The sequence below is a fragment of the Clostridium sp. MD294 genome (assembly GCF_000364165.2).
GTDB lineage: Bacteria > Bacillota > Clostridia > Lachnospirales > Anaerotignaceae > Coprocola.
The window spans coordinates 2,438,034-2,460,803 of the sequence record NZ_CP097810.1; the positions used below are offsets into that span (position 1 = coordinate 2,438,034).

A 22,770-nucleotide genomic window follows, 5' to 3' on the forward strand; every position below is an offset into this window, starting at 1 on the left:
ATTTCTAAATCTTTTTTTAAATATAAGTGTAATCAGTATAGCACAAAAATTAGAAAATTCAATATAAGTTCTATATTTCAAATAAAAGCATAGAGGTACAATTATACTAATTTATCTCCTATCATTTTAATAGGTTTTTTACAAAAAGAAAAACAAAAAAAGTTATTCTACAATTCTTTTTAATTCAAAAAATGGAAATCTAATAATAAAAAGTTCTTTTTACAGAGATTAGAAATAATATCAAAAGTATTCAAGTATACTAAAAAGTATCTCTGAATAAATGGATTATAGTGTTTCTACAGTGAATAAAATTAGTAAGAGAGTAAAAGAAAAGATTATGAAAGTTTTGTAAATATAGTAAAAATCATATTTGTTATGTAAAAAACACTTCTGAAATATAAGGAGTGTTTTTTTATTATTTTATGCTGTTGTCTGACTTCATGGAAAGGTGATGTATAAATATAATATAAAATTGTATAAATATGAAAAAGGAGGTTGACTTGCATCTGACTTGCATAATTTTTGATATATAACGATGATTATGATAAATTATGTATATTTTGAAAGTAAAAAGAGAAAACAAAAAAGTGCTGCAACACTTAAAAACGTTGAGTTTACAGCACTTTTGAAGCAGTCGAGGCGACAAGATTTGAACTTGCGACCTCTACATCCCTAATGTAGCGCTCTACCAAGCTGAGCCACGCCTCGACGACTTTTACATTTTACTAAAAAAAAAATATTTTGTCAATATATTTAAAAAAATACTCCCTTATAAAAAAGGGAGTATTTTTTATTATTCTGAACCAATAGGTGCCATAGAGTCAATACCAACAATAGGAGCAGGTTCCGGTTCTGGCTCAGCTACTGGAGGAGGAGGCTCAGGTATTATTGGTTCTGGTACAGATGGTGTTGTAGTAGTACTATTATCAGGCACTGTATTATTCGTAGTATTGTTATTAGTATTATTATTGTTATCATTTTCGTTGTTATTTTCAGTGTTATTTTGCTCTGGATAATCACCACCAATAGGAATATCAGAGTCTGGTTTTGGAGGTTGTTTCACAAATCCTGGATTACTAGCACTGTGTACAGTACAAGTACTATGAATATCAATATCTACTTTACCATCAGCCCCTGTTGCTTTATTCACAATATCGCCTGTTTCAGGGTCAACAGCCAATACAACACTTGTTGCTCTACAGTGAGAATTTGCTAATTTTCCAGTAGATAAATCTACAGAATAACTTTTGTGATAATTGCACGCTTCTGTAGAAGAACCAAAATCAGAAGCACACAAATCAGAGCCAATAGCATTACCATAATAATCTCTGCTACAAATGGACTGTGGTACCATTCCTGATGCAGAGCAAAAACTTCTAGATACAATACCGTCAGGACGTGAAAATCCTGTATCTTCTTTTCCTTCATGTATTCTTGACATAATTTCTTTCCAGATTTTTAAATGTACTGTACCACTATTTGTCATTGTTTTTGGATTATCATATCCTAACCATATTGCACCACAATAGTATGGTGTATATCCTGCAAACATCAGGTCTTTATCATCTGTAGTAGTACCTGTTTTTCCTGCGACACTCATGCCCGGTATTGCTGCAGCTGTACCTGTTGCATAATACTGACGACGTACTACAACATCTTTCATCATATCAGTAAGTAAATATGCTGTTGTTTCTTTTAATACTCTTACTGGTTCGTCTTTATTTTCCAAAAATACATTACCATCATGGTCATAAATAGTAGTATAAAATTTAGGTTCATAATGTAATCCACCATTAGCAATAGCAGAATATGCTCCTGTTAATTCTAATACAGAAATACCATCTGTAATACCGCCTAATGCAAGTGCTGCACCTTTATCACTAAAAATTTGGCCATTTCTTTCTTCTTCATCTACTAAAGAAGTAAAACCAAAGTTTTCCAAATATTCATAAGATTTGTCATAACCCACCTGCATGAGTGCTTTAACAGCTAATATATTCATAGAACGAGTGACGCCTTCTCTTACTGTAGTAGCACCTCTATATTTTTTATCCCAGTTTTGGAATTCTTTTTCACCAACTTTTAAAGGTGCATCAATAATAATAGAACCAGGCATTAATAATCCCATATCTATCGCAGGAGCATAGGCAGATAAAATTTTAAAGCAAGAACCAGGTTGACGTAATGCTTGTGTTGCTCTATTAAATACTGTATCACCTTGTTTTTGACCTCTACCACCTATCAACGCTTTAATTTCGCCATTATGATAGTCCATAATCACCATTGCAGATTGTAAAGATGATGACATAGATAATTTTTCTGCTACCATTTGATGTGCAGCATCTTCATATTTTGCTTTTACTTCCGCTGCAAAAGCCTGTGCTTCTTCTTCAGAATTTACTGTTTTTGTTTCATAATAATGACTTTGTTTTTCTGTTTCTGTATCCATAATGGAAATAGTATATGTTGCCTCTATTGTATTATCAGAAGAAGGGAAAAAAGAGTCATCTTGATAAACTTCTTCCATAATACCTTGCATATTCATATCCACTGTAGCATTGATTTTCAAACCACCACTATAAATTTTGTCATATGCCTGTGCTTTTGTCATACCCTTTTCATTTTGCAAATCACTTGCAATTTGTTCAATTAAAGCATCTACAAAATAACTATGTTTCGCTTCGCCGCTGACTTCTTCCGTAATACTTCCTACTAATTTTGAATAAATGTCTTCTGCTTTAGCCTGTGTATATTCTCCATCAGAAATATAACCCAGTTCTAACATTTTATCTAATACAGTAATTTGACGTTTTTTGTTTTCTTCTGGATTACTAATAGGAGAATAACGAGAAGGATTTTTTGTAATACCAGCAATACAAGCAGACTCTGCTAATGTCAAATCACTAACTTCTTTTCCAAAATAAAATTTAGAAGCAGATTGTACACCATTTAAACCATGATTTAATGCTATAGTGTTAAGATATAATTCTAAAATATAGTCCTTTGCTTTTTCTTTTGAGCCGAGTGTTTTTTCTAAATCTTTTTCAAATATTACTGCTAAATATTGCTCTTTTATTTTTCTTTGTATTTTCTTCTCATTTGTCAGCACTTCATTTTTAATAAGCTGCTGTGTTAATGTAGAAGCACCTTGTTCAAAACTTTTACTTTTGATATTAGTAATCATTGCTCTTGCCATACCTCTTATGTCAATACCACTATGCTGATAAAATCTTTCGTCCTCAATAGCAATTACAGCTCTACGTAAATTGACAGGTATTGTTTCTAATTTTGCATATTCTCTGTTTTCTTTTCCGTGCAAACTGTCAATTTCATTTCCTGCACTATCATAAATAAATGAAGTATAAGACTCTGGTACAACATCGGCAACATTTATATTGTCTGTACCCTCTATAATACCCATAACCATACCCAGTGCTGCACCACCTATAGCAAAACAAAGTATCATACCTGTAATAAATAAAAATTTAAATATTTTACCTATAATACTTTTTTTCTTTTTTCTTTTTCTCCTTCTGTTTTGTTGAGGACGTTGCTGCATTTGAGAACGTTGTTGTGAAGACGGAGGACGCTGTCCTGTAGTTTGTCTTTGTCCAGAAGGTTGTCTTTGTGTTGACATCATTTGTCTTTGCGGCGGATATTGTGACCTTTGTGTTGTATTTGGCGGCATTTGTCCCATTTGCCTTTGCCCTGTTGGTTGTCTTTGAGATATATTACTATAATAGTTATTATATGGTTTTTGTCCTGTATTGTAAGAATAAGAAGCATTTTGACCCATATAATGAGATTGCCCTTGTTGAGGACGGCGTTGCTGTGTGGGACGCTGTTGCCTTGATGGATATTGTGTGTTTTTTGGTTCGTCCATGTTCCAAAAACCTCCCTCATATGAACTGATTATAACAGATATACTCCATTTTAGAAAGGTTTTTCTCTTACAAATTTATTACTTTTATTAATTATTTGAAAAAAAAGCCTTTTTTTGTATTATTTTTGTACGTTTTCATCTATTGTTTTTGTAATACTTCTCTTTTTTAACACAATACATAAATAAAAGGAACAATTTTTAAAATGTCTTTTTGTAGGAGTGATACAAATTGAAAAAAAATAAAAGAGTACACCGTTTTATGAAACTATTTCTATTGTTTTTGGTACTTACTTCTATCATATTTACGATATTGATATTGTATGATACTAAAATTTTTAAAACAGTTGTAGAAATTTCGCACATACAATCTAAATCAACAGCAAATACTATTATAGACAAAGCAGTCCAAAATACCATAAAAGAATTGAACATTACTTCTTCTGATTTTTTTATAGAAAAACAGCAAGACAATACAGCAGTTTCTGTTAATACTATACTTATAAACACATTCTGTAGTAGCGTAAGTATAGCAATTACGCAAGGTATGGAAAAAATAGCAGAAGAACATATTTCTATTCCCATAGGAGTCATTACTGGTATAGAAATGTTTTCTAATGTAGGGCCAAATATTCCTTTTTATATCAAACCTATGGGAATAGCTTCTGTAGATTATGAAACTTCATTTTCAGCAGAGGGCATCAATCAAACTAATTTTAAAATATGGTTAAATGTTCGCATGGACATTAGAATTGTAAATCCTCTCAGAAGTGAAACAATGTCTGTAAGCAGAAAAATAATGCTTGTAGATACCATTATAAATGGTACTGTACCAGAAAGATATATGACTTTAGGGAATTGAAATTTGTTTATATTGCTGTTACAATAGTATTTAATGCAACATAATAGCAAAAATTATCATTTTTTAGTATTTAGGAGGTTTTATATTATGGAAAAAACATTACGTGTTTTTTTAGAGGAATTAGGAAGTTATTGTTATGACCATGGTGACTACAATGTAATTAAAAATACAAATAAAACAGAAGAAGTTAAAAAATTTGTAGATTGTTATATTAAAGGAGTAGAAGTCATTAAAAATGGAGAAAATGGTCAACCATTATTTGTAAAAGGTAAAGCAAATGAAGATAAAGGTTCTACTGGAGAAGAAAAACTATTTTTTCACGGCTATCAACTTTACGATATGACAGGACAGACAGGAGAATGGGTTTTAGCAACATTTGCTTCTAAACAAGAACTAGAAAAACATATTTTAAGTGAAGGTGGCTATTTGAATATTTATTGCACAGAAATGCTTGTATTTTTAGATGGTGTGTTGCAGCCATTTGAAGTACAATTTTTTGGAGATAATCAAAAATATATTTCCATTGACAAAGACTTATTTGATGAAGAATTAGACATAAAAGGTATGCAAAATAGAATTTCTGTAAAATGGCTTCCTTTGGAAGTAGAAGAATAAAATGTAGTAAAATAATGATAGAGAAAACATTTCAGATTTGCTATTTTAGAAAAGGACATATAGTATAATATGTCCTTTTTTTAATTGGGTATAGAAAAATAAGGTACATTATAGTATCATTACTATAAATACAATATAATAAAGGTGGTAATGTTATGGTAGTATTAAATTGTATTTCTATACTATTTTATATTGATTATATGATATATATCACAAAAGACATACTTTACAATTTTAATAACAGACTTCCTTTACAATATAAAAAAAATCATATTCGTTTGATACTATTTATAGTAGGATATTCTATTGCTTCTATTCAAATCAAAACAATTTTATTTATTATTTTGATTTTATATGTCTTTTTATTGTGCTTTTACATAAACAAAAAAAGTAAACAACAACAAATACAACATTTATATATTAATGAAATAAAACATTTGATAATAATTTCTGTTATAATGAGTATGTTATTTATTATATTCTACCATATTTTTCACAATATTCTATCGTAAAAAAAGAGGTGTAATACACCTCTTTTTTTATGTTAATTAGAAAATCCCCTTAGTCGCTTTCCAATTTGAAGACCTAAACCTTTTTCTTTGTATAAATCTCTAATAATATATTGCTCTCCTACAACACTCAATATATAATCTTTTTCTTGGTCATCTAGGCATTCTTCTGCACCACTTTCATATAATCTTTCTAATTCTCTTTGCTCAAAATTAGTTAATTGAAACCTTTGTTCATTATATCGGCGATTTGGATATTTTTCCTGAAATTCCTCTAACTCTTGCATTAAATTTTGCTGCTTTGTTTCTAAGCTTCTCATTTTTACAAAATCAAGCATAGCTTTCAATCCGACTTCTGTATAATACTTTTGTATATCATCAATATGTGTTACATTTTGTACATCAAAATCTTGTATTATTTCTCTAAAATAATTTGCTATATTTTTTGCATAGTCCAAATCTAATACAATATTTACTATGTTTTCGTCACTAATATATTCTGCTACTGTATTGGTATAATTACTGTGGCTGCCACGATGTTCAGGTAGGCGTTTTCCTCTAGTTCGATTTTGATAATAGGTAGGTAAAGCAATACCATTCCATGCTTTGTCAAATTCTTCTAAATCTATTATTTCAGTTCTCTGTAATGCCTCTTTTATTATTTCTATAGGAATAATATGATGTGCTTGTGTGCCTTCTGGTGCATTAATATTTTTTGCTAATGTTTGAGAGTCAAACATACATTGTGTAACTTCTGTTGTTACACCACTATTATTTTTTGTTCTAATATAGCCATTATCTGCTTCTTTTTCTAATATTGCATTATTATTTACACTAACACCATTTATTTTCATAGTAGGTTTCACAATACCTTGTTTTTGTTGCACTACATGTACTAATTCATGTGCTAAATGTTTTTCTTGTCCTGATGCAATATAAATGTTTGTACCTTGTGTATATGCCAATGCTTGTAGCTGTGCTGGTTTATCAGAATGATAATGTACTTTGACATCATTCATAGATAAGCCAGAACGATTTTCTATATTTTGTTTTAAATCATTTGGTATACCTGTATCATTTTTCTTTTTTTGTATCATAACAGGCATAGTAGCATAATGTTGTGGTGTTTTATATTCTTTTTGTGGTAAAATAGTTTCTTTTTTTTGAGAAACAGTATTTTTATACTCTTTTTGTGACAAAAACATACTATCACCCCTTTTAAATATCATTATAACTCCCTTATACCTTTTAATCTAGCACCAATTTTATGTTGTATATATACCTGTTCCTCTATATTGCTTATAATACTTCCATTATTTGTAATAACACGTACCCAATTTTTTTCTTCTTCTGTCAATTCCCCTTCTATTTGTATTTTAATATAAAAACTAATTAAATTTGCCCAATCTACAGCACTCAAATCACCATATTTTATTTTACTTTTTTCTAAATTTTCTAATCGTATAAAATCGTACATTGCTTGACGTCCTATATTTCTAAAATACAAATTGATATTATTTAGCTGTGTTACTCCTTCAAAAATATAGTTTTCAATAATATTTCTAAAGTGTTGTGCTGTTTGTTGGGCATAATTTAAGTCTGTTACTAATCTATACATATTATTTTGTCCTATATATTTTTTAACAGCAGTAGTATAGTTGTTATGTCTGCCATGATGTATAGGCAAATAATTACAAACATACTTACTTGGCAAAGCAATACCATTCCATGCTTTATCAAATTCACTTAATGGAAATGTACACATCTCCAAACCTTCTTGTATTACTTGTATAGGAATAATATGATGTGCTTGTGTGCCTTCTGGTGCATTGATATTGTGTGCTAATGTTTGAGAGTCAAACATACATTGCACTACATCTATACTAATATTACTGCTTGGAGGCTTTTTTCTAATATATTGCATATCTGCTTCTTTTTCTAATATAGGGTCATTATTTACAGCAATACCATTTATTATGGTAGTAGGCTTAACAATACCTTGTTTTTGTTGCACTACGTGTATCAATTCATGTTTTAAATATTTCTCTTGTCCTGATGCAATATAGATATTTGTTCCTTGCGTATATGCTAGTGCATTGAGTTGTGCTGGTTTGTCAGAATGATAATGTACTTTAACATCACTCATAGATATTCCAAAAATTTTTTCTATATTATATTTTAAATGATATGGTATTGTTGTTTCATATTGTTTTTTTTGTGTTATATCAGGTATATTATCATAGTTTTTTCCCTGTTGATACATGACACTCCTCCTTTTCCTATGTAAAACTTGGTATTAATATAGCTATTATAACACAAAATTCACGATTTATCGACAAAATTCGACAATATATCACTTTATATTTATAAACAAAATTTACTTGATTTTGTTTCAAAAATATGAAATAATTTAATATAAACTTTTTATAAAGAGATAATAGCATCATTGCTAAAAATATGATACTATATTACAACAGAAAGGAAGCAAACATGGAACTATTAGATATTATCGACTTAAAAGAACTACAGCAAATACAGAATATGTTTTCTGATGCTACTGGTATAGCAGCAGTTATAGTAGACTTAAATGGTGCATTTATTACAAAACCTAGTCATTTTACAGATTTCTGTATGAAATATACAAGAAACTCTTCTATTGGCATGAAAAAGTGTGAAAAATGTGATGCTGAAGGAAAAGGTACTTATTTTTGCCATGCAGGTTTAATGGATTTTTCAGAGCCTATTATAATAAATGGTGTACAATATGGAAGTATATTAGGAGGACAAGTACTTTCTAAAAAGCCAGATATAGAACAATTTAAAGTAATGGCAAAAGAATTAAATATACCAGAATTTGAGTATATTGAAGCACTTAAAAAAGTTACTGTTTGTTCTGAAAAATCTATTAGAGCAGCGACAGCTATGTTAAAAGAAATGATAAATACTTTTGTAAATTTTAGATATATATTAAAAAGAAATGAAATAAAAATTCCTATTTTAGAACAAGAATTAAATACTATGATAACAAAAGCAAGAGAAATTACTTCTAAAACAAAAGAATTAACAAAAATGTCACAACAACAAAGAATGCTTTCTGTTAATGCAGCAATAGAAGCAGGACGTGCAGGAGAAGCAGGCACAGGTTTTCGTGTTGTAGCAAATGAAATGGGGCATCTTTGCGAGTTCTCTGCTGAAATTTATAAAACTATTATACAAAATGCACACACTATAAACAATGCTGTAGAAAATTTAGAAAGTGCTTTTACAACATAATATATTATTTATATAAAATGTCATTAATGCTATATAACATATTTTATTATAATAAAACTGTGAAGTTATTACTATACTATGCTAAGGAGATTTTGTCATGAAAAACCCTACTGTATTACTTACAGAAAGTGATAAAATGATATTGGAATCCTACAAAAATATTGCAGATGCTTTAGGTGAATTTTTAGGAAGCAGCTGCGAAATTGTCATACATAGCCTAGAGAGTTTAGACTCCTCTATTATTAAAATCGTAAATGGTAATCATTCTGGGCGTATGGTAGGTGCTCCTATTACAGACATTGCACTTTCTATGCTTTCCAAATTAGAAGAAGAAGAAGCTCCCAAATTTATTACTTATTTTTCCAAAAATAAAAGAGGAGAACAAATTAAATCTTCTATTGCTGCTATTTATGGGCAATATCATAAAGTAATTGGTTTATTTTGTATCAATATTTTTTTAGATACTCCTCTATCTGAATTTTTAAATTCTTTTATGAACAATGGTATTATAGGAAGTGAAAATAATATTTCTGAAAACTTTGTTGATAATGCACAAGATTTAATGATAGGTGCATTAGAAGAAGTCAAAAAAATAGTGTATAACGATTTGTCTATTTCCTCCTCTAATAAAAATAAAGAAATTGTTTCTATGCTCTATCAAAGAGGAATATTTAATTTAAAAGACTCTGTTATTACAATATCAAATCATTTAGGTATTTCTAAAAATACTGTTTATATGCACATACGAAATATTAATAAATAATATTTCTAAAGCAATAAAAAATAAAATTTTTCAAACAAAAGAAGGAACTTTTCACAAGTGAAAAAGTTCCTTCTTTATTATATATAGTCTAATTTAATATACAGAAATGAAATTTATTATAATATACAAATATTTGTTCTAGTTTTATAAAAACATTATAAAAAGAAAATACTTTTCATGATGATTTTTAATATAGCTGTTTTATATTATAAAAAAAGCCTTTGAAAAATCAAAGGCGGTTATGCACTCTACAGGAATCGAACCTGCGGTCTTTCGGTCCGGAGCCGAACGCTTTTTCCACTAAGCTAAGAGTGCATACAACTTATCATTCTACAAGCAAAAAAAACTTCTGTCAAACAAATTTTATATAGACAATATTATCACTTTATTGTATAATAGTTTCATTTTTGATATTGCAATAATATTTTCACTTTTCTGTTTGTGATATTGTTTAGACTATGCAAAAATACTCTGTAATATTTATTATTTCTTTTATAAGTGTACTATATTGTATCACATTTTTATTTTTTATTAGTATAGTATAACAGATATATTTATATAATAAAAGTTACTATGAAAAAGAATAACCATTTTATTGTAATAAAATAAAACAAAAATCTCTCATATTTCATCATGAGAGATTTTATATTGTTAATACAAAGCTGTTCGCAATTTTTGTTGATTTTCTGTATTATGATATTCTGCATTATTTTCTATTTTTTTGTTTTTTAAATATTCTTCTAAAAGGGATTTTATTTCTGTTTCGTTTGTAAAATCTTTTCCAAAACAATACATATTATTTTCCCCCTCTCTTAATTAGTATCATATTATGTTACAACAAATAAAAGTGTTACCAAACAAATATATTATTCTTTTATTACACCATAATATTGTGCTAATTGTTTAAAATAAGGTAAAGCATTTTGTATTGTTTCTTTTGAAACACAATATGCAATACGCACATATCCTGCACAGCCAAACCCTGTTGCTGGTGTAAGCAAAAGCCTATATTCTTGTGCTTTTTTACAAAATGCTTTATCATCTTGTTCTAATGCCTTTACAAAAAGATAAAAAGCTCCTTGTGGCTTAATACACTGATATCCATATTGTTGCAGTGCAGTGTAAAGCAATTCTCTATTAGCATCATAATATGCAACATCTGTCAATTCGTCGCAACATTCTGCTACTACTTTTTGTTGTAAAGCAGGTGCATTGACAAATCCTAGTACTCTTGTTGCTACTTCTGCCGCCTGCACAATTTGTTCATAGTCACATAATTCACTTGGCAAAACCAAATATCCTATTCTATCTCCTGGCAATGAAAGAGATTTTGAAAAAGAATATGCTACAATGGTATTTTTATAATAATGAGGCACATAAGGCACTTCTGCACCATCATATACCAACTCTCTATAAGGTTCATCTGAAACTAAATAAATTGTTGTACCATACTCTTTTTGTTTTTCTTCTAATATACAGCCTATTTCTGCAATAATACTTTCATCATATACTACACCTGTAGGATTATTAGGTGAGTTTATCAATACTATTTTTGTTTTAGGTGTGATATATTTTTCAAATGTATTCAAATCAGGTAAAAATGTTTCTGTATTAGCAGGTACAGCATTCAATACTGCTCCAACATTCATAGCATAAGCATCATATTCACTAAAATAAGGAGAAAATGTAATTATTTCTTCTTGTGGATTTAAAATTACTTTAAATATTACATTTAATCCTCCCGCTGCCCCTACTGTCATAACAATATTTTTTGCATCAAACTCTGTATCAAAACGGCGATTAATACTGTTTGCAATTTTTTTGCGTACGTCCTCATATCCTATACTATCTGTATAGCCATGAATTTGTAAAGAATTTTGTTGTTGCAATATTTTAATTGCTGTTTGATTGATACTTTCTGGTGCTTTGACATTAGGATTACCTATACCAAAATCATACACATTTTCTGCACCATATTGTTGTTTTAATTTTCTAGCATCTGAAAATAAGCTGCTAATCCCTTCACTTTTTTTAATCAATTTCTGCATATTTTTTGAAATCATGCTTCTTCTCCTTTGATTTTCTGTTTCTAATAAAAGTATTTTTTTAATTTGTTGTACCATTATAAATACTTTTTCATTTTGATATTACTTACCAACTCTATTATAATTTGTTTTATTTTGTTTCTCAACTAAAATTTAAGAGTATATCAAAAAAAGAAGTCAATTATATGACTTCTTTTTTTGTTTTGCATTTGTTTTTATTATAGTAAATACTATAATATAAGAGGAGATATATATCTGACGGGTATTCCCGCAGAAAACAAAGTAATAAATTATAAAGCTGTTATGACTTTATTCACTCCAGTTCATACGACCATAACGTTTTGTCAAAGAAAGTATTTCTTGTTGTAATTCTTCTGTTAATTCTTGTTGTGTCAATCTCCATTTCCAGTTATTTCCTACTGTGGAAGGTTTATTGATACGACTAATATTGTCATAGCCTAAATAATCTTGCATAGGAATGATACAAGTTTTTGAATTACTTCTCATAACAAGCGATATAAAACATTTATATAATTCTTCTTTTGGGGTATAGTGGTCGCATAAATAATTTCTTGCTAACACTTGTTCTTGTTTTGTAATAGAGTCAAACCAGCCTACAATGGTTTCATTGTCATGTGTGCCTGTATAAGTAACACTATTTTCAATATAATTATGTGGTAAATAGTCATTTGCTGAGCCGGAGTCTCTAGAGTCAAAAGCAAATTCTAATACTTTCATACCAGGAAAACCACTTTCACGCACTAACTGACGTACATTATCTGTAACATAACCTAAATCTTCCGCAATTACCTCATGCCAGCCTAAGCGGTTTTCTATACAGCGAAACAATTCTATACCTGGCCCTTTTTCCCAATGTCCTTCTCTTGCTGTTGTTGCACCATAAGGAATTGAAAAATATTCATCAAATCCTCTAAAATGGTCAATTCTCACCACATCATACATTCTAAAACAATATTGCATACGTTCAACCCACCAATTATAGCCAGTACTTCTATGATAATCCCATTTATACAAAGGATTACCCCACAACTGACCATTTTCAGAAAAGCCATCTGGAGGACAACCTGCTACTGCATAAGGTATATTTTGAGCGTCTAATTGAAACAATTCAGGGTGTGCCCAAGTATCTGCACTATCTAATGCTACATAAATGGGAATGTCACCTATAATACGAATACCTTTTTCATTAGCATATGATTTTAAAGCATACCATTGTTCAAAAAATTTAAACTGCATATACTGATGAAATTCAATGTCAAAATAAAGCTCTTTTCTATAATAGTCCATAGAATATCCCCAACGTAATCGAATATCCTCTGCCCACTGTGTCCATGTAACACCACCAAATCTTGATTTTACTGCCATAAAAAGTGCATAATCAGACAGCCACCAACTATTTTCATTTACAAAACGTAAATAATTTTCATTTTGTGTTATATTGCTACGTTCATAGGCTTTTCTTAAAAGAGTATAACGGTTTTCATACATTTTTTGGTAGTCAATTTCTCTTTCATTATCACCAAAATCTGCTGTATCACATTCTTGTTGTGTCAAAACACCTTCTTCTATGAGTGCCTCCAAACTAATAAAATAAGGATTTCCTGCAAATGTAGAAAATGACTGATAAGGTGAGTCACCATAGCTTGTTGGTACAAGAGGCAATATTTGCCAATAAGTTTGACCTGCTTTTTTTAGCCAGTCTACAAAATCATAGGCACTTTTTGAAAAACAACCTATACCATATTTTGAAGGCAGGCTTGTAATAGGAAGCAATATTCCTGCTGCTCTATTCATAAATAATTCCTCCTTTCTTTTTTTAAAATCAACATATTCCATATTTATAAGTGTTTCGATATTTTATTATTTTGTTTCAATACACACACCATAATGGTCTGATACTTTAGGCTGTTTGATGCCATTAAACAGCACTTCACTATATTTTATAGGTAATATTTTGTTACACCAAATATAATCCATTCTCATGCCTTTTAATTTTTGTTCATTGTGTTTGTCATCTTTCCAGCCATCAATACTACCCTCTACAGTAGTACCTTTATCTTTGTGTTCTGCTATAGTATAGCTATCATACCAGCCAGAATTTTTAATAGCGTCATATCCTTGTCCTTGTGTTTCTGCGGGACTGTTAAAATCGCCCATAAGCCATACTGTGGTAGCATTATGTTTTTGCTTTAAAGTACTTTTAAATCTTTCCCACTGTGCTAAAAATGGTTCTTGTTCATCTTTCCACCACCCCATATGCACCGTATAAAACCAATCTTTACAACCGCTTATTTGCACTCCCAATACTTTGCGTGTTTTCCAATACTGGTAATCTTGGCACTCACTTATAAAAAAGCTGTCTGTTTGTACAATTTCACCATTTAAGCACAACAACGCCATACCTTCATCATATATCCCGTATCCTATTTTAGCAGAAATCCACGTCCAAGAGCAAGTAATTCCATTTTCAAAAAGACGAAAAGCTACTTGTGCCGCATGATTGTCTTTTCGTATAGGTATTTCATTATTTGAACAATGTACATATCCCTTTAAAAATTTTTGTTCAGCAACAATAGCATTAACTGATTGATTGACTTCCTGTAATGCAACTACATCTGGTTTTTCTTGACAAATTGTTTGAACAAATTGCTCCAATTTTTGGAGGTAATTTTCTTCTTGAAGGCTATGTGTATTCAATGTTAATAATTTCATAACAATTCGCCCTTTCTATTTTTCAAACACAATTTATAATATATCATTAATGTCAGATTTTAATACGTCTGCTTTTGGCCCATAAATTGCCTGTATACCTGTATCCTTTTTTACCAATCCTTTGGCACCTTCTGCCTTCCACGCAGGTGTATCTGCTACTTTAGAAGGGTCTTTTACTGTTACTCTCAAACGTGTCATACAAGCATCTACTAGCACAATATTTTCACGACCACCTAAAAGTGCTATAATTCTTTCTGGCTGGCTATTTCCATCACCTTTATTTGTAGAAGTACCTTCTGTTGTTTCTTCTTCGCCTTCTTCATTTTCATAGTTACCTAATCTACCTGGTGTAGCAAATTGGAATTTTCCTATCATAAAATATGCCACCACATAGCCTATTATCAAAAATGCAACACAACAAATAATAAAATGAATAATGTCACCACTTAATCCTGCTTTTAATGACATTGGTACACGTGTTAAAAATTCTAAATTTCCAAAAGAGTGCAAACGTAAATCCATAACACCTGCCATAGCAAATGCACAACCTTGCAATACTGCATATACAATATAAAGCGGTAATGCACAGAACATAAACATAAATTCTAATGGCTCTGTAACACCTGTCAAAAATACTGCTAATACTGTAGAGAAAAACATAGAACGATAATTATGTTGTTTCTCTTTATCTACTCTACGATACATAGCTAGTGCAATACCCATAAGCAAACCTGTTGCACCAATCATTTGACCTACTTTAAAACGAGCTGGTGTAACAGTTTCCATTAAATTAGTATAACTTGCCATATCTCCAGCATCTTTAAAATTGATTAAATCTGTTACCCAAGCTAACCAAAGTGGGTCTTGACCGAATACCTCTGAACCTGCATTGATACCTGTTTGCATTACATAAGTTCCACCAAATGCAGTATAGTTCATAGGTATTGTAAGCATATGGTGTAAACCAAATGGAAGAAGCAAACGTTCTAATGTTCCATAAATAAATGGTGCTAATATTGGTGATGTGGAAGAAGAATTTGCTATCCAAATACCAAATGCGTTAATACCTGACTGTACTACTGGCCATATTACTATCATAATAATAGAAATTACTGTAGAATATGCTATAACTGCCAAAGGTACAAATCTTTTACCATTAAAAAATGCTAAGGCATCTGGCAATTTTCTAAAGTTATAAAATTTATTATAAACAACGCCACCTACAAAACCTGCTATAATACCTACAAATACACCCATATTTAATGCTGGTGCTCCTAATACAGATGTGAAATAATTTTCAACTAACATTTCCTGTCCCAGTATAGAATGTACTACTGCTCCTGCTTCTGAAAGCATCGCTTCTGTAACACCAAATGCTGCACCTGTAATGCGGTTAATCAATATAAATGCAATTACTGCTGCAAATGCACCGCCTGCTCTTTCTTTTGCCCAAGAACCGCCTATTGCTGCTGCAAACAAAATATGTAAGTTATTTATAATTGCCCAACCTATATTTTCCATAGTGCTTCCAACTAAATAAATAAAATTGACGTCGGTACCTGCCATTTGTATCAGTTTTCCCAAACTAAGCATAAAACCTGCTGCTGGCATAACTGCAATAACTGTCATAAGTACTTTGCCTAGTTTCTGTAAAAAGTCAAAGTCTATTATTGCCTTCTTTTTCTTTTCTGTTGGTGCTGCCTCTACTGTAGGTGTTGTTTCTACTACAACAGCTTCTTGTGTTGGTGTTTGTACTGAAGACTGCTGTGCATTTGGTGTAACAACAAGTACAGCATCTTTTGTTGCTTCTACTTTTCCTGAAGCAGTTTCCATTGTTTTATTATCTAATCCTGCACATATCAGCACTGGAGTAATGGTAGGTAAATTTTTGCTTTTAATAAAGTCAACATCTACTTCTGCTATCAAATCCCCTACTTTTACATCTTCACCTTCTTGTTTATGTACTGTAAATCCCTCTCCATTTAATCCTACTGTTTCCAGACCAAAATGTATCAACATTTCTAGTCCTTCCTCTGAAAGAAAACCAAAAGCGTGTTTTGTTGCTGCAACAGAAACTAATTTTCCATTTACTGGACTGTAAATTTTACCATTATCAGGTAATATTGCAATACCATCTCCTACTATTTTCTCTGCAAAAACAGGGTCTGGCACTTTTTCCAGTGCAACAATTTCTCCTGATAAAGGAGCAATAATTGAAATTTTATTTTCGTTAGTCATAAATATCCTCCCTTTCTTTATGATTACTTTATATACCCTAAAACAATAATTATGCTATCAATGCTTATGCAAATGTGAAACAATATTTATGCAAATATTCATAAATATATTTTTTATTGCATTGATATTGCATTTATTTTACGCAATATCAATATATCTCTTTTGCAGCAAAAAATCAATCAAAATTTCATAATAAAATACAATTTCTCCATAATATATAAATTTTTTATTTTTATTTTATGCAATATAACAATACTAGAGTATTTAAAATTACTAATATAGAGAAAATATCTGTAATACTATTGCTTTTATTGACTTTTAAAAAACTGTTTTTTATAATGAAATCATAGCATATTATTTTTAAATATTTGCGTAAATTTGCTTAAACGAAAGGAAGTGTTATTTATGGCTGTTACAATAAAAGAAGTTGCTGCATTAGCTGGTGTATCACCTTCTACAGTATCCAGAACGTGCAAAAACCACCCCTCTATCAGTAAAGAAACAAAACAAAAAGTGCGTTATGCTATGGCACAGTTAGGATATGAGCCAAATATTCAAAATACTATTGAGCAAGAAAATTCTCCTATTATGCTCAGTATTATATTACCTCCTTCTTCCAGAGATGTTTATGAAAATTCTTTTCATTTGGAAGTAATAAGGGGCATAAGTCAATTTTGTAATACTAGAGGATATATCAGCACAGTCATAACAGGACAAGATGAATATGAAATATTAAAAGCAATACAAACGCTTGTCAAAGAAGAGAAAACGGGAGGATTTATACTATTATACGCCAAACAAGATGATGCTGTAATAGATTATTTATATAACGAAGGTCTTTTATATGTTTTAATTGGAAAGGCAAAACAGTTTGTAAATCAGACAATTTATATTGACAATGATAACTTTTTAGCAGGCATAGAAGCAACGGAATATTTATATCAATTAGGTCATAGAAATATAGCTTATGTAGGAATAGAAAGCAATATGTATTTTTCAGCAGAAAGAAAAGCAGGTTATCAAAAAGCATTAGAAAATCACGGCTTACCTTTTCGTGAAAATTATTGTGTTGAAATAGACAAGCATACTATGGATAATGCAGAACCTTTTTCTACATTATTGGAACAACAGCAAAAGCCTACTGCTGTTGTAGCAAGCGATGATATATTAGCTGTTGCATTGGAACAAGCTTGTGCCAAAAAAGGACTTTATATACCTAAAGATTTATCTATTGTTTCATTTAATAATTCACTGTTTGCACGCATTACATCCCCTCAACTTACTTCTATTGATGTAAACTCTCATCAATTAGGTATAGAAGCAGCGTCACAGCTAATTAACCACATTGAAAATCCTAATTTACTTGCAACAAAAATTATTGTACCACACTCTCTTATTGTAAGAGAAAGTTGCAGAGAAATATGATAAAAAAAATACTATTACAAAAAACGAAACAAAAACTTAACATTTTATTAATGCTGTAATAAATTGGCTTTTACTGTCGTTATTGATAATAGAATATATAAAACGACAGGAGGGTTTACAATGTATTACTATAACAAAATGAAAAAACAGAAGCAAATAACAGAATTTATCAAAATACAATATACTATATTGTTTATTATAATTGTAGTTATACAGCAATATAGTATGCTATATTGTATCATAGCTATTTCTGTACTATTTTATACGCTTTTGTATCAAAATACTACTTTTGTTACAAAACAACATAATATCAAATTTCTATGTTATAATTTAAAAGAAGTTTTAAAAGATTTACCCAGACATCACTTTTTTCAATACTGCAATAAATACAGTATAAGCAATGAAATCATACAGCAGTCTTATCAAACAGTAAATAATGGTTATATTTACATTGTGCTTTCTGATACAGGTACTCCCGCAAGCGAATTGATTTCATTATTTACAAAAAAGAACTATAATCATGCTTCTATTGCATTTGATGCACAACTAAAAACACTTATGAGTTATAATAATGGTCAAAATATTTCTCCTCCGGGATTAAACGCTGAAACAGTGCAACATTTACGCAAAAAAGAAGGAGCTTGCATTATTGTGTATCAAATGCGTGCAACACCAGAACAGAAAAAATGTATGATTTCTAAAATAGAAAAGATAAATGTCGAAGGCAGTTCTTACAATACTATAGGACTTTTATTAAAACATTCTTTTTTACCTAATATTATGTTTTGTTCTCAATTTGTATATTATCTGCTTTGTGAAGCAGGTATTGCTTATTTTGATAAAAAAATGGAATGTGTCACTCCTATGGATTTTATAGAATTAGATTACAAAAGAAAACTGGAGTTTTTATATGAAAAAATATTATAATAAAAAGGCATAATACTACTGTTTTTTGATAGTATTATGCCTTTTTACTTTATTATTCTATAGCAACAGGTATTGCATATTCTTTGCCTATCCAATAAGTAGGCTCATCAAACTGTAATAGAATAGATTTTATATTTTCATTTTGAAACTCTTCTGACAAAAATGAAAACGAAATTGTTTTACCAAAAATGTCATTTTGCTGTGTGGTATCAATGGCACTACCATATGCACCATAATAGTCCCCTTGTGCTATTTTTGTACGAATATGATACAATACTCTTTCTTTTTGATTTGGCTCTATATTGACAGTTAAAACCAATTTATCTATTGAACCCTTTTCTGCATAATTTCTTCCATATTCATCTACTTTATAAACACCAGTATAGTCTATTGTCTGTATATGATTAGCAGAAAGTATTTTGACTGTGCCATATTGAAAAGGAATACAAATATCTAATGGTATTGTTTGTCCTATTTCTGGAACAGGTATCTCTACAAATTCGCATTCGTCTGTTTTAGCAGAAAGTGCTGTATAATAAAATGTTGCTGGGAAATCCTCTTTTGTTGCATCAAATATGACCTCTCCTCCATTTTCTATAAAACTTTTTGCCGTAATGATTTTTGCAAAATTACCGCTTTTTGTTTTTAAATAACAATTATAATACGCATTTGGTATTGTTTCAAAATATAGCATATAATCAAAATATGACCTATATCCTCCAAACTGCTGTATTGTTTTTGCTTCTTCTGAACAAATAGCATAATAGTCAATTTTTGCTCCTTTTTCTGTCATTTCTGCTTTTGCTGTAATAGAAGTATCATATTGTGTTATTGTATTTCCTATTCCTTTCAAATCTGATATTGCTTTTGTTTCTTTCAAACGAAATGATAGTTTTTGTTCAAAACCATTTACACCTATTTCATAATAGTCATTTTCTGATTTTTCTATAATTTGATGAAGTTCTTTTTCTATTTGTTTAAAATTATCTCTTAAATTTGCACCACTTTTTATAAAAAAAAGTTCTCTTTGTTCTCCATTATGATACCAAGTAATAGTATATTTTTCACCCATTTGTTTCCCTATCGTCATATTTTCACCTGAAAACATTTCCTCTTTATGAATATAGGGGCTTGTATCTGTAATGCTTATTGTTCCTAAAAGAAAATCTCCTTTCACATAACAATCTTTTAATTCTACTGTGACATTGTCTTTTTGCAGTTTTCCACAAATCATTTCTACTTCATATACAACATCACTTTCTACTACACCAATATTAGGTATAAAATGAAATATTCTTTCCAATTCTGCCCTAACAGGTTCTGACAAAAATACAGCAAACAACATCAAACAAGCTGTTGCTGTCATTGCAACAGTATTTTTATGTCCCTTTTTTAATTTCTTTTTTACCATTTTTTGTATCCTTTTTTGTGTAATACTGTCTTCCATAGTAATAAGAGGTATTTCTTCCCACTGTTCTAATTCCTGTTGTGTAATATTATCTAAAAAATCATTGACATTTTTATTCATAAAACACACCTCCCTGCAATACCTTTTTTAATTTCTCCAATCCTCTTTGTACTTTTTTATCTACAGTATTTTGTTTTAAATCAAATTTTTCTGCTATCATTTTTGTGCTGTATCCCAAATAATATTTCATAATAAATATATGGCTGTCTGGTTCTCCCAATTCTTTTATACATTGCAGCAGTACAGAACGGTTTTCTATTTGTTCATATTCATTTTTTGTTATAGCAAATTCTTCTGTTAATGGCAATGACTGCTTTTGTATAAGTTTTTTATATTTTTGTGCTGCCTTTCTTCTTGCAATGACACAAATATATGTTTTTAAAGAACCTTTTTCTAATGAAATATGTTCTCTACCATCAAAAATATCTACAAATACATCACTAACACATTCCTCTATTTCTTGTTGTGAAAAATCTGCCAAACGATTTTTTACAATACTATAACAAATTCCTATATATTTCTTCATAATTTGCTCTAAACCTTTATCTGGTTTTTGTTTAAGTAACTCTAGCAGTTTTTGTTCTTCTTTGTCCATATATTTCCCCCCTTTATACTATTCTATTGTAATAAAAAAACAAATTTCTGACAGAAATAACAGAAAAACTTGATTTTATATAGCCAAGTATACTATAATTTATACGTTGCAATTCATCACATTGGAAAGGGTGTGTTTTTACTTATGTTAACATCAATAGTAGGTATTAACTGGGGAGATGAAGGAAAAGGAAGAATGGTTGACCTTCTTTCTGAAAATTATGATATCGTTTCCCGTTATCAAGGAGGAAATAACGCAGGTCATACTGTCATAAATGACAAAGGTAAATTTATATTAAATCTTTTACCTTCTGGTATACTTCGTGAAAATGTCGTAAATATCATGGGAACTGGTATGGTAATTGATTTAGAGCATTTAAGTAATGAAAAGAAAAAATTGACAGATGCTGGTGTTAAAATTACACCAGAAAATTTAAAAATCAGTGATAGAGCAATTATTTGTATGCCTTATCACAAACAACTTGACATATTAGAAGAAGACCGTCTTGGTGATGCAAAATTTGGTTCTACTAGACGTGGTATTTCTCCTGTATATGGTGACAAATATATGAAAAAATGTATTCGTATGGGTGATTTACTTTATCCTGAACAATACAGAGCTTCTTTAAAAAATATATTGTCTTGGAAAAATTTAACTATTCAAAATGTATATGGTGCTCCAGAAGTAAGTTATGATGATATGCTTGATTGGTTAGATAAATATGCTCAAGAATTTAAAGATTATATTTGTGATACAAGCATCTATTTAAACAATGCTGTAAAAGAAGGCAAAAAAGTAATGTTTGAAGCACAGCTTGGTGCTTTGAGAGATATTGACTTTGGTATTTATCCTTTTACTTCTTCTTCTTCTACTATCGCCGCATATGCTCCTATTGGTGCAGGCGTTCCAAATTTAAAATTGACAAATGTAATAGGTATTATGAAAGCATATTCTTCTTGTGTAGGAGAAGGACCTTTCACAGTAGAAATGTTTGGAGAAGAAGGTGAAGCACTTCGTGCTGCTGGTGGAGAATATGGTGCTGCAACTGGTAGACCTAGACGTGTAGGTGCATTTGATGTAGTTGCTTCTCGCTATGGTATCAGAGTACAAGGTTGTGATGAAGTAGCATTAACAAAATTAGATGTGCTTTCTTATTTAGACAAAATTCCTGTTTGTACTGCTTATACTGTAAATGGGAAAGAAACAAAAGAATTTCCTATTGGTGCAGAATTAGCAGCAGCAAAACCAGTAATAGAATATGTAGAAGGTTGGAAATGCGATATTTCAAAATGCAGAAAACCTCAAGATTTACCAAAAGCTGCATTAAACTACATTAAATATATAGAACAATTGTCACAATGTCACATTAAATATGTTTCTGTAGGTGCTGCAAGAGAAGAATATATTGTAATGTATTAAAAGTTCATATTATGAGGG

General features: G+C 30.1%; 18 protein-coding genes and 2 tRNA genes. 8 read left to right on the forward strand and 12 right to left on the reverse strand.

Annotated elements, in window-relative coordinates; genetic code table 11:
• Positions 1–634: 634 nt before the first annotated feature.
• Positions 635–708: transfer RNA gene (locus C820_RS12085), tRNA-Pro, on the reverse strand.
• An 85-nt stretch (positions 709–793) separates the two neighbouring features.
• A complete protein-coding gene (locus tag C820_RS12090; RefSeq protein WP_004033444.1) occupies positions 794–3,883 on the reverse strand; it encodes a transglycosylase domain-containing protein in 3,090 nt (1,029 codons plus the stop codon).
• A 229-nt stretch (positions 3,884–4,112) separates the two neighbouring features.
• Here C820_RS12090 and yunB point away from each other — a divergent pair, with 229 nt between their 5' ends.
• The 3 genes from yunB (at position 4,113) to C820_RS12105 (ending at position 5,869) form a co-directional block, all read left to right on the forward strand.
• Complete coding sequence (gene yunB / locus C820_RS12095; protein ID WP_004033443.1) at positions 4,113–4,742, forward strand: sporulation protein YunB; 630 nt, start codon at positions 4,113–4,115, stop codon at positions 4,740–4,742.
• An 87-nt stretch (positions 4,743–4,829) separates the two neighbouring features.
• On the forward strand, positions 4,830–5,357 hold the full coding sequence (locus C820_RS12100; RefSeq protein ID WP_004033442.1) for a hypothetical protein: 528 nt from the start codon (positions 4,830–4,832) through the stop codon (positions 5,355–5,357).
• Positions 5,358–5,512: 155 nt separating this feature from the next.
• The gene (locus C820_RS12105; protein WP_004033441.1) at positions 5,513–5,869 is read left to right on the forward strand and encodes a hypothetical protein; all 357 of its coding nucleotides are present in this window, start codon (positions 5,513–5,515) and stop codon (positions 5,867–5,869) included.
• Positions 5,870–5,901: 32 nt separating this feature from the next.
• Here C820_RS12105 and C820_RS12110 read toward each other — a convergent pair whose 3' ends face one another.
• Together C820_RS12110 and C820_RS12115 are read right to left on the reverse strand one after the other, a co-directional pair.
• On the reverse strand, positions 5,902–7,071 hold the full coding sequence (locus C820_RS12110; RefSeq protein ID WP_162213019.1) for an eCIS core domain-containing protein: 1,170 nt from the start codon (positions 7,069–7,071) through the stop codon (positions 5,902–5,904).
• A 23-nt stretch (positions 7,072–7,094) separates the two neighbouring features.
• Positions 7,095–8,129: an eCIS core domain-containing protein gene (locus C820_RS12115; protein ID WP_004033438.1), complete on the reverse strand. Its 1,035-nt coding sequence runs from the start codon at positions 8,127–8,129 to the stop codon at positions 7,095–7,097.
• 227 nt (positions 8,130–8,356) lie between these two features.
• On the opposite strand from C820_RS12115, the gene C820_RS14495 reads away from it, so the two are divergent.
• Both C820_RS14495 and C820_RS12130 read left to right on the forward strand, forming a co-directional pair.
• Entirely contained in the window at positions 8,357–9,139 is a 783-nt protein-coding gene (locus C820_RS14495) for a PocR ligand-binding domain-containing protein (protein ID WP_004033437.1), read from the forward strand.
• 97 nt (positions 9,140–9,236) lie between these two features.
• Positions 9,237–9,902, forward strand: a complete 666-nt coding sequence (locus C820_RS12130) for a helix-turn-helix transcriptional regulator (protein ID WP_004033436.1) — start codon at positions 9,237–9,239, stop codon at positions 9,900–9,902.
• A gap of 242 nt (positions 9,903–10,144) precedes the next feature.
• Here C820_RS12130 and C820_RS12135 read toward each other — a convergent pair.
• The 6 genes from C820_RS12135 to C820_RS12160 form a co-directional block, all read right to left on the reverse strand.
• Positions 10,145–10,217 (reverse strand) — tRNA-Arg (locus C820_RS12135).
• A gap of 336 nt (positions 10,218–10,553) precedes the next feature.
• Complete coding sequence (locus C820_RS12140) at positions 10,554–10,697, reverse strand: hypothetical protein (protein WP_004033435.1); 144 nt, start codon at positions 10,695–10,697, stop codon at positions 10,554–10,556.
• A 71-nt stretch (positions 10,698–10,768) separates the two neighbouring features.
• Complete coding sequence (locus tag C820_RS12145) at positions 10,769–11,965, reverse strand: pyridoxal phosphate-dependent aminotransferase (RefSeq protein WP_004033432.1); 1,197 nt, start codon at positions 11,963–11,965, stop codon at positions 10,769–10,771.
• 291 nt (positions 11,966–12,256) lie between these two features.
• On the reverse strand, positions 12,257–13,762 hold the full coding sequence (gene malQ / locus C820_RS12150) for a 4-alpha-glucanotransferase (protein ID WP_004033431.1): 1,506 nt from the start codon (positions 13,760–13,762) through the stop codon (positions 12,257–12,259).
• Positions 13,763–13,828: 66 nt separating this feature from the next.
• A complete protein-coding gene (locus C820_RS12155; protein WP_004033430.1) occupies positions 13,829–14,680 on the reverse strand; it encodes an endonuclease/exonuclease/phosphatase family protein in 852 nt (283 codons plus the stop codon).
• Between the two features lie 33 nt (positions 14,681–14,713).
• Positions 14,714–16,918, reverse strand: a complete 2,205-nt coding sequence (locus C820_RS12160) for a PTS transporter subunit IIBC (protein WP_004033429.1) — start codon at positions 16,916–16,918, stop codon at positions 14,714–14,716.
• A gap of 405 nt (positions 16,919–17,323) precedes the next feature.
• On the opposite strand from C820_RS12160, the gene C820_RS12165 reads away from it, so the two are divergent.
• The gene (locus C820_RS12165) at positions 17,324–18,343 is read left to right on the forward strand and encodes a LacI family DNA-binding transcriptional regulator (protein WP_004033428.1); all 1,020 of its coding nucleotides are present in this window, start codon (positions 17,324–17,326) and stop codon (positions 18,341–18,343) included.
• A 120-nt stretch (positions 18,344–18,463) separates the two neighbouring features.
• A complete protein-coding gene (locus C820_RS12170) occupies positions 18,464–19,270 on the forward strand; it encodes a hypothetical protein (protein WP_004033427.1) in 807 nt (268 codons plus the stop codon).
• 52 nt (positions 19,271–19,322) lie between these two features.
• Here the strand turns inward: C820_RS12170 and C820_RS12175 are convergent, their stop codons facing one another.
• Complete coding sequence (locus C820_RS12175; RefSeq protein ID WP_004033425.1) at positions 19,323–20,798, reverse strand: hypothetical protein; 1,476 nt, start codon at positions 20,796–20,798, stop codon at positions 19,323–19,325.
• Positions 20,791–21,333, reverse strand: coding sequence for a sigma-70 family RNA polymerase sigma factor (locus tag C820_RS12180; RefSeq protein WP_004033424.1), 543 nt, complete (start codon positions 21,331–21,333; stop codon positions 20,791–20,793). The genes C820_RS12175 and C820_RS12180 overlap by 8 nt, the downstream gene beginning before the upstream one ends.
• A 144-nt stretch (positions 21,334–21,477) precedes the next feature.
• On the opposite strand from C820_RS12180, the gene C820_RS12185 reads away from it, so the two are divergent.
• Positions 21,478–22,752 (forward strand): adenylosuccinate synthase, encoded by a 1,275-nt coding sequence (locus tag C820_RS12185; protein WP_035295445.1) that lies wholly within the window; start codon positions 21,478–21,480, stop codon positions 22,750–22,752.
• Positions 22,753–22,770 lie beyond the last annotated feature (18 nt).